At 62.1% G+C, this 9,319-nt stretch carries 8 protein-coding genes; 1 reads left to right on the forward strand and 7 read right to left on the reverse strand.

What is annotated here, in order from left to right; all coding sequences use genetic code 11:
* Nucleotides 1–20: 20 nt before the first annotated feature.
* The 7 genes from HX817_RS09655 to HX817_RS09685 form a co-directional block, all read right to left on the reverse strand.
* Complete coding sequence (locus HX817_RS09655) at nt 21–1,445, reverse strand: gamma-aminobutyraldehyde dehydrogenase (protein ID WP_008438218.1); 1,425 nt, start codon at nt 1,443–1,445, stop codon at nt 21–23.
* 178 nt (nt 1,446–1,623) lie between these two features.
* Nucleotides 1,624–2,433 carry an ABC transporter permease gene (locus HX817_RS09660; RefSeq protein WP_003209553.1) on the reverse strand — a complete coding sequence of 270 codons (810 nt, stop codon included), beginning with the start codon at nt 2,431–2,433 and terminating at the stop codon, nt 1,624–1,626.
* Nucleotides 2,423–3,352, reverse strand: coding sequence for an ABC transporter permease (locus HX817_RS09665; protein WP_003209552.1), 930 nt, complete (start codon nt 3,350–3,352; stop codon nt 2,423–2,425). The genes HX817_RS09660 and HX817_RS09665 overlap by 11 nt, the downstream gene beginning before the upstream one ends.
* Nucleotide 3,353: 1 nt before the next feature.
* On the reverse strand, nt 3,354–4,388 hold the full coding sequence (locus HX817_RS09670) for an ABC transporter ATP-binding protein (RefSeq protein ID WP_003209551.1): 1,035 nt from the start codon (nt 4,386–4,388) through the stop codon (nt 3,354–3,356).
* Between the two features lie 180 nt (nt 4,389–4,568).
* Nucleotides 4,569–5,720 carry a putative ABC transporter substrate-binding protein YdcS gene (gene ydcS, locus HX817_RS09675; RefSeq protein ID WP_177040159.1) on the reverse strand — a complete coding sequence of 384 codons (1,152 nt, stop codon included), beginning with the start codon at nt 5,718–5,720 and terminating at the stop codon, nt 4,569–4,571.
* A gap of 72 nt (nt 5,721–5,792) precedes the next feature.
* Nucleotides 5,793–7,250, reverse strand: coding sequence for a gamma-aminobutyraldehyde dehydrogenase (locus tag HX817_RS09680; RefSeq protein ID WP_003209549.1), 1,458 nt, complete (start codon nt 7,248–7,250; stop codon nt 5,793–5,795).
* A 133-nt stretch (nt 7,251–7,383) separates the two neighbouring features.
* Nucleotides 7,384–8,295 (reverse strand): LysR family transcriptional regulator, encoded by a 912-nt coding sequence (locus HX817_RS09685; protein ID WP_003209548.1) that lies wholly within the window; start codon nt 8,293–8,295, stop codon nt 7,384–7,386.
* A gap of 168 nt (nt 8,296–8,463) precedes the next feature.
* Between HX817_RS09685 and HX817_RS09690 the strand changes: the two genes are divergently transcribed.
* The gene (locus HX817_RS09690; protein WP_003209547.1) at nt 8,464–9,177 is read left to right on the forward strand and encodes a tellurite resistance TerB family protein; all 714 of its coding nucleotides are present in this window, start codon (nt 8,464–8,466) and stop codon (nt 9,175–9,177) included.
* The last annotated feature ends 142 nt before the right edge of the window (nt 9,178–9,319 follow it).

Raw genomic sequence — 9,319 nt, forward strand, 5'->3', positions numbered from 1 at the left:
GCTTCGACAGGGGTAAAGGGTCAGTGCTTGAACATCACATGGCGAACCGTGGTGTAGTCCTCCAGGCCGTACATGGACATGTCCTTGCCGTAGCCGGACAGTTTCTGACCGCCGTGGGGCATTTCGCTGACCAGCATGAAGTGGGTGTTCACCCAGGTGCAGCCGTACTGCAACCGTGCAGCCAGGCGATGGGCGCGGCCGACGTCGGCGGTCCACACGGAAGAGGCCAGGCCGTAGTCCGAATCGTTGGCCCAGGCCAATACCTGGGCCTCGTCGTTGAATTTGGTTACCGACACTACTGGCCCGAACACTTCGCGGCGCACGATTTCATCGTCCTGCTGCGCGTCGGCCAATACGGTCGGCTCAAAGAAGAACCCGTTGCCTTCCACCGCCTTGCCACCCGTGATCAGGCGGATATGGGATTGCGCCACGGCACGCTCCACAAACCCGGCCACACGGTCACGGTGCTGTGCGGTGATCAGCGGGCCCAGCTCGGTGGCCGGGTCATCCTGCAAACCGTATTTGATGCTGGCAACCGCCGCGCCGAGCTTTTCGACGAACGTGTCGTAGATATCGGCCTGTGCATAAATCCGGCACGCAGCGGTGCAATCCTGCCCGGCGTTGTAGAAGCCGAAGGTGCGAATGCCTTCCACCGCCGCGTCGATATCGGCGTCGTTGAAGATGATCACCGGCGCCTTGCCGCCCAGTTCCATGTGCATGCGTTTGACGCTGTCGGCAGTGCTGGAAATGATATTGGCCCCGGTGGCAATCGAACCCGTCAGCGACACCATGCGCACTTTCGGGTGATTCACCAGCGGGCTGCCCACGGTTGGCCCACGGCCAAACACCAGGTTGAGTACACCGGCCGGGAAAATTTCAGCGGCCAGTTCCACCAGGCGCAGCGCGGTCAGCGGGGTTTGTTCCGAAGGCTTGAGCACCACGGTATTACCGGCGGCCAGGGCCGGGGCGATTTTCCAGGCGACCATCATCAGCGGGTAGTTCCACGGCGCGATGGAGGCAATTACGCCCACCGGGTCACGGCGGATCATCGAGGTGTGGCCCGGCAGGTACTCACCGCCGGCCGAACCGCTCATGCAGCGGCTGGCGCCGGCGAAGAAGCGGAACACATCGGCCACCGCCGGGATCTCGTCGTTCAGCGCGGCGCTGTAGGGTTTGCCGCAGTTGTCCGACTCAAGCTTTGCCAGCTCTGCGCCGTGGGCTTCGATGGCGTCGGCGAGTTTGAGCAGCAGCAGCGAGCGATCCTTCGGTGGCGTTTGCGACCAGCCTTCAAAAGCGCTGTCGGCAGCACGCACGGCGGCGTCGACCTGGGCTTCGCTGGCTTCCTTGATTTCCACCAGTACCCGACCCAACGCCGGGTTGAACACCGGCTGCGCCGGGCCTTCGCCTTCGACCAGATGGCCGTTGATCAGCAGTTTGGTTTGCATGGTTCTGTCCTCTTAAAGCTGCATCGTTTCCCCTGCCGAAACCGGTTCAAGTGTGGGAGCGGGCTTGCTCGCGAATACGGTCTTTCAGTTGATACATCACCTGACTGATACACCGCTTTCGCGAGCAAGCCCGCTCCCACATTTGAATCTCATTCCTTCAGTGGCAATGTGTTGTCAGTTATTTACCGCCACTACCGGCCACGCTTTCGCCGCCGCGGGTCAGGTAATAGGCACCCAGGATCGGGAACATCGTCACGATCATCACCAGCATCGCCACCACGTTGGTCACCGGCACATCCCGTGGCCGGCTCAACTGGTTGAGCAGCCACAGCGGCAAGGTGCGCTCGTGGCCGGCGGTGAAGGTGGTGACGATGATTTCGTCGAACGACAGCGCGAACGCCAGCATGCCGCCGGCCAGCAACGCCGAGCCGAGGTTGGGCATGATGATGTAGCGGAAGGTCTGCCAGCCGTCGGCGCCGAGGTCCATCGAGGCTTCGATCAGGCTGTGGGAAGTGCGGCGCAAACGGGCGATCACGTTGTTGTAGACGATCACCACGCAGAAGGTCGCGTGGCCGACGATGATGGTGAACATCCCCGGCTCAATCCCCAGGGTCTTGAAGGTCGCCAGCAACGCGATACCGGTGATGATCCCCGGCAGTGCAATCGGCAGGATCAGCATCAGCGAGATGCCTTGCTTGCCGAAGAACTCCCGGCGATACAACGCCGCCGAGGCCAGGGTGCCGAGCACCATCGCAATCAGCGTGGCGATGGCCGCGATTTGCAGCGACAGCTTGATCGCTTCCAATACGTCCGGCCGCGAGAAGGCCACGCTGAACCACTTCAGGGTGAAGCCCTGGGGTGGAAAGCTGAACGCCGCCTCTTCGGTGTTGAAGGCGTAGAGGAAGATGATCAGGATCGGGAAGTGCAGGAAAACCAACCCGCCCCAGGCCGCGATTTTTAGACTGAGTGAGGCTTTTTCAGAGTGCATCGAAGGCCCCCAGACGTTTGACGATGGACAGGTAAACCGCGATCAGCACGATCGGCACCAGGGTGAACGCCGCGGCCATGGGCATGTTGCCGATAGCGCCTTGTTGCGCGTACACCATGCCGCCGACGAAGTAACCCGGCGGGCCCACCAGTTGCGGCACGATGAAGTCGCCCAGGGTCAGCGAGAACGTAAAGATCGAACCCGCCGCGATCCCCGGCACCGACAGCGGCAGAATCACCTGCATGAAGGTCTGGCGCGGCTTGGCGCCGAGGTCTGCCGAGGCCTGCAGCAACGATGGCGGCAAACGCTCCAGCGAGGCCTGGATCGGCAGAATCATGAACGGCAGCCAGATGTACACAAATACCATGAACCGCCCCAGGTGCGAGGTGCTCAAGGTGCTGCCGCCCACGCCGGGAATGCCCATGATGAATTGCAGCGCCGGCTCCAGGCCCAGGTGCTGCACGAACCACTGCGCCACGCCGCCCTTGGCCAGCAGCAGGGTCCAGGCGTAGGCCTTGACAATGTAGCTGGCCCACATCGGCATCATCACCGCGATGTAGAAAAACGCCTTGGTCTTGCCGGTGGTGTAGCGCGCCATGTAGTAGGCGATCGGGAACGCGACGATGGCACTGGCGATGGACACCACCACCGCCATGCTCAAGGTGCGCACGATGATGTCGAAGTTCGACGGCTGGAACAGCGCGGCGAAGTTGGCCAGGGTCAGGTCCGGGGTGACCGCCATGGTGAAGTCATCGAACGTATAGAAACCTTGCCACAGCAAGGTCAGCAGCGACCCCAAATAGATCGCGCCGAACCAGATCAGCGGCGGTACCAGCAGCAGCGACAGGTACAGGTTGGGCTTCTTGTACAGCAGGTTGGAAAACCTGCGCATCGGCGGTTGGGACAGGGCCAGGCTCATGTCACACCTCGCCTGCGATGTCGGTCAACGGCGTCATGGCTTCCCGCGCCCAGCGCGCGGTGATGGACTGGCCGACTTGATGCCCGGCGGTGGTGTCCAGCCATTGGTTGTTGGCCTGGCTGATGTTCAGCGCCTGGCCGTTTTCCAGTTTCAGTTCGTAGCGAGTGGCGCTGCCCTGGTACTGGATGTCATGCAGCAGGCCGCTGACTTCCACCTCGCCGCTGCCCAGCGGGCCTTCGGCGAAACGCACGTGTTCCGGGCGGATCGAGAACGGCTGCGGGTTACCGCTCAAGCGTTGCGCCAATTCGCCGCGAATCACGTTGGAGGTACCGACGAATTCCGCGACGAAGGTGGTGGCGGGCTTCATGTACAGGTTGCGCGGGGTGTCGACCTGTTCGATGCGGCCCTTGTTGAATACGGCCACACGGTCGGACATCGACAGTGCTTCGGTCTGGTCGTGGGTGACGAAGATGAAGGTGATGCCAAGTTGGCGTTGCAGTTTCTTCAGCTCGCTTTGCATCTGTTCGCGCAGCTTCAGGTCGAGAGCGCCGAGGGGCTCATCCAGCAGCAATACGCGCGGACGATTGACCAGTGCGCGGGCCAGGGCCACACGTTGACGCTGGCCGCCGGAGAGTTGCACCGGCTTGCGGTCGCCGTAACCGCCGAGGGCGACCATGCCCAGCGCTTCTTCGGCGCGGTTGAGGCGTTCGGTCTTGCCTACGCCTTTGACTTTCAGGCCGTAGGCCACGTTGTCCCGCACGTTCATGTGGGGGAACAGCGCGTAATCCTGGAACACAGTGTTCACGTCGCGCTGATACGGCGGCAAGCCGGCGGCTTCCTCACCGTGGATGCGGATGGAGCCGGCACTGGGTTGCTCGAACCCGGCGATCAGGCGCAGGCACGTGGTTTTGCCCGAGCCGGAAGGGCCGAGCATGGAAAAGAACTCGCCGTCCTGGATATCGATGGAAACCCGGTCAACGGCTTTCACTTCGCCGAACTGACGGGAAACGTGGGTGAATTGGACTGCAAGCGTCATGGTGCGGTGCTCCAAAAAGGCGCGTCTTGTAAAAATTAAATCGGAGGTAGAGGTGATCGTTCCCACGCTCTGCGTGGGAATGCAGCGCTGGACGCTCCGCGTCCGCCCTTAAAGTCGTGACGCGGAGCGTCACAGGAGGCATTCCCACGCGGAGCGTGGGAACGATCAACTAGGGAGTGCTTAGCGCCCGCCCATGATCGCGATGTAATCCTGGGTCCAGCGGCTGTATGGCACGAACTTGCCGCCTTCAGCCTGCGGGGTTTTCCAGAAGGCGATCTTCTCGAACTGGTCGAAACCGTTGGTCTTGCAACCCTCGGCGCCCAGCAGTTCGCTTTCCTTGCACGCCGCGGGAACCGCCGGCAACGAACCGAACCACGAGGCCACATCACCCTGGACCTTCGGCTGCAGCGACCAGTCCATCCACTTGTAGGCGCAGTTCGGGTGCTTGGCATCGGTGTGCAGCATGGTGGTATCCGCCCAGCCGGTGGCGCCTTCCTTCGGAATGGTCGAGGCAATCGGCTGCTTCTCGTTCACCAGGCCGTTGACCTGATACGGCCATGCGCTGGAGGCCACCACGCCTTCGTTCTTGAAGTCGCTCATCTGCACGGTGGTGTCATGCCAGTAGCGGTGGATCAACGGCTGCTGGGCGCGCAACAGGTCGAGCACGGCCTTGTACTGGGTTTCGGTCAGCTCGTACGGGCTCTGGATGCCCAGTTCCGGCTTGGTGGCCTTGAGGTACAGCGCCGCATCGGCGATGTAGATCGGGCCGTCATAGGCCTGCACGCGGCCTTTGTTCGGCTTGCCGTCCGGCAGGTTCTGCGCATCGAACACTACGTTCCAGCTGGTGGGCGCGGTCTTGAACACGTTGGTGTTGTACATCAACACGTTCGGGCCCCACTGGTACGGCGTGCCGTACGTTTGCTGGCCGACCACGTACCACGGCGCATCTTTCAGGCGTGGGTCGATGTTCTTCCAGTTGGGAATCAGCGAGGTGTTGATCGGCTGTACGCGCTTGCCGACGATCAACCGCAGCGAGGCATCGCCCGACGCGGTGACCAGGTCGTAGCCGCCCTTGGCCATCAAGCTCACCATCTCGTCGGAGGTGGCGGCGGTCTTGACGTTGACCTTGCAGCCGGTCTCTTTCTCGAAACCGGTGACCCAGTCGTAGTTCTTGTCGCTTTCGCCACGTTCGATATAGCCGGGCCAGGCGACGATATCCAACTGGCCTTCACCGGCACCCACCGCCTTCAGCGGTTCGGCGGCATGGATGCTGACACTGGCCAGCAGCGCGGTGGTCAGGGCACTGAGCAGAGCGGTCTTGTGCGCAGACATGGGGGTTCCCTCTTCTTTAATTATGGTCGGGGCAGTTTTTGCAGCAGGTGGTGCGTGAGCGTAGTTGTTGTTTTAAAGATGCTGGCCGTGGCGCGCCATGATGTGCCGCACCACGCTGTAGTCCTGTAGCGAATCGCTGGACAGATCTTTGCCATACCCCGAGCGCTTCAAGCCGCCGTGGGGCATTTCGCTGACCAGCATGAAATGACTGTTGATCCAGGTGCAGCCGTATTGCAGGCGCGACGCCACTTGCATCGCCTTGTCCAGATTCTGGGTCCACACGGAGGAGGCCAGGCCGTATTCCGAGTCGTTGGCCCAGTCCACCGCCTGTTCCAGCTCGTCGAAGCGGGTCACGGTGACCACCGGGCCGAACACTTCGCGCTGCACGATTTCATCATTCTGTTTACAACCGGCCAGCAAGGTTGGCTGGTAGAAGAAGCCAGCACCGGAATGCACGGCGGCGCCGGTGATGCGTTCGATATGCGGCTGGCCGAGGGCGCGTTCGACAAAACTGGCGACGCGGTCGCGCTGGCGGGTGCTGATCAGCGGGCCGAGTTCGTTGTCGGCATCGCGCTTGCCGGCAAACCGCAGGCTGCTGACGGCGGCGCCGAGCTCGGCCACCAATTTGTCGTGGATGCCGGCCTGGGCGTAGATGCGGCACGCGGCGGTGCAGTCCTGGCCGGCGTTGTAGTAACCGTAGGCGCGCACGCCTTCGACCACGGCTTGCAGGTCGGCGTCGTTGCACACGATCACCGGGGCCTTGCCGCCCAGCTCCAGGTGCGTGCGCTTGAGTGTCTTGGAGGCGGCCTGGAGGATCTTCTGCCCGGTGACGATATCGCCGGTCAACGAGACCATGCGCACCTTCGGGTGGCTGACCAAATGGCTGCCGACCCCTTCGCCGCCGCCACACAGGATGTTGATCACCCCGCGCGGCAACAACTGGCTCAGTACGGGCGCCAGGGCCAGGATCGACAGCGGGGTATGTTCCGACGGCTTGAACACCAGGGTATTACCGGCCGCCAGGGCCGGGGCGATTTTCCAGGCGGCCATCATCAGCGGGTAATTCCACGGCGCAATGGAGGCCACCACGCCAATCGGATCGCGACGCACCATGCTGGTGTAGCCCGGCAGGTATTCACCGCTCAGTTGCCCGGTCTGGCAGCGCACGGCGCCGGCGAAGAAACGGAACACATCGACGGTCGCGCTCAAATCGTCCTGACGTGCCAGGTGCAGCGGCTTGCCGCAATTCAGCGATTCCAGGCGGGCGAGGTAGTCGGCTTGTTTTTCGATTGTCTCGGCGATGCCCAGGAGGATGTTCGAGCGCTGCTGGGGCGTGGTCCGCGACCAACCGGCAAAGGCCCGGTGGGCGGCGAGGATTGCGGCTTCGACCTGCTCGGTACTGGCTTCGGCGATATGGGTGAGGATTTCACCGGTGGCCGGGTTGATGATCGGCTCGACAAACCCCTGGCCCGGGACCAGTTCGCCGTCGATCAGCAACGCAGTGAGCAGCGGTGTGGGCGCGCCAGACATTTTTCGCGATCTCTTTTCTTGTGTGGTCATGGCTGTTCTCGTGCGAGGCGCCTGACCTTCTCTTATGGGATGAGCAGAGACTAGAGGTCAGGCGCGAGGTCAACAAATACTAAATACTGAAAGCAGCATTCGATTAAATAGATGGCTTGCGTGGGTGGGGCTGTTCGCGGGCCACCGTCAGGAATGGGTCCACCAGCGCCGGGCGCGCCGTGCCCCGGCGCCAGGCCAGGCCCACGTCGAGGGTCTGGCTGAGGTCGGCAATCGGCCGGGCCTCGATGATGTCGCCTTCCAGGGACCAGGGGCGGTAGGTCATGTCCGGCTGGATCGACACGCCCAGGCCGGCGGCGACCAGGCTTCGCACGGCTTCCGTCGAGGCGGTGCGCAAGGTGACGCGGGGTTGCAGCCCGGCGCCGGTCCACATGCGCTGGGCGTTGTGGCCCATTTCGTCGACGTTCAGTTGAATCAGCGGCTCGCGCGCTACGTCCGCCAGGTTGATGCTGTCGTGTTCCAGCAGCGGGTGCTGGGCCGGCAGCCATAAACGGTGGGGCGAGTGGGTGAGCACTTCGGTTTGCAGGGCGTGGCGGTCTTCGAGGTTGGAGAGGATCAGCACGCCGACGTCGATTTCACCGCTGACCAGCAGGTGTTCGATGTAGGGGCGTTCGTCCTCCATCACGCGGATCTCGACATTGGGGTAGGCGCGCTGGAAGCGGGTAAGCAAGTCCGCCAGATAGTAGCCGGCGACCAGGCTGGTCACGCCGATGATCAACTGCCCGGCCACCTGGTCGGTGCTCTGTTGCAGGCTGCGCTTGGCGTTGTCGACGGTGGCGAGGATGAGGTGCGCCTGGCGCAGGAACTGGTGGCCCTGGTGGGTCAGGGTCATGCCCTTGGCGTGGCGGTTGAACAGGTTGACGCCGATTTCCTGTTCCAGTTGCTGGATCGCCAGGGTCAGGGTGGACTGGGAGATGAAGGCGGTCTGGGCAGCGGCGGAGATCGAGCCGGTCTCGGCCACGGCGATGAAGTGACGGATCTGACGCAAGGTCATCATGCTGGAATTACCAGTGGGGTGTTTTTATAGATTTGTTCGAGTGTATATCGTTTTAATTGAGGGGTAAGCGCGTTACATCTGGAAGCACTCTAGATCGGGGGTTTTTGGCACTTAGTTTTACGCTGGGGGCCTATTGGTCCTGTGAACTTGAGTTTCTGGAGGTTGTGAATGAATACCCGTGGATTGCTCGATCAACTGCTCAAATCCGGCCAGGACATGTTGCAGAACAAGGCTGGCGGGCAGCGCAAGTCAGATGACAAGGGTGCCCTTGGCGGACTGCTGGGTGGCGGCGGGTTGGGTAGCTTGCTTGGCGGTGCCGGTGGTGGGGCCCTCGCGGCCGGCGCCATGGGTCTGTTGCTGGGCAACAAGAAAGCCCGCAAGTTTGGCGGCAAGGCGCTGACCTATGGCGGGTTGGCTGCTTTGGGGGTGATTGCCTACAAGGCCTACGGTAATTGGCAGGCGCAGCAGGCCAGTGCGCCTCAAGGGGAGCCGCAGACCATTGATCGGTTGCCGCCGGCCCAGGTCGAGCAACACAGCCAGGGGATTTTGAAGGCGCTGGTGGCTGCGGCCAAGGCTGACGGGCATGTGGATGAGCGTGAGCGGGCGTTGATCGAAGGGGAGTTTGTGAAGCTGGATAACGATCGTGAGTTGCAGCAGTGGTTGCATGCCGAGCTGAACAAGCCGCTGGATCCGGCAGATGTGGCTCGGGCTGCCAGTACTCCGGAGTTGGCTGCCGAGATGTATATCGCCAGTGTGATGTTGGTGGATGAGGAGAACTTCATGGAGAAGGCTTACCTCGATGAGTTGGCGCGGCAGCTTAAGTTGGAGCCGGGGTTGAAGGCTGAACTGGAGAAGCAGGTGCGGCAGGCTGAGGTGGTTTGATTGTGTACATATCCGTTTCTGCGGTAACGGCTACTTATGGTAAAAGCAAAGACCAGAACGAAAGCAGAGCCGCTTTTCTGTAGGAGCTGGCTTGCCGGCGATGCAGGCACCTCGGTCTTCCAGACACACCGAGGTGATGCCA

The sequence above is a fragment of the Pseudomonas sp. C6002 genome (assembly GCF_013385805.1).
In the GTDB taxonomy this organism is placed as follows: domain Bacteria; phylum Pseudomonadota; class Gammaproteobacteria; order Pseudomonadales; family Pseudomonadaceae; genus Aquipseudomonas.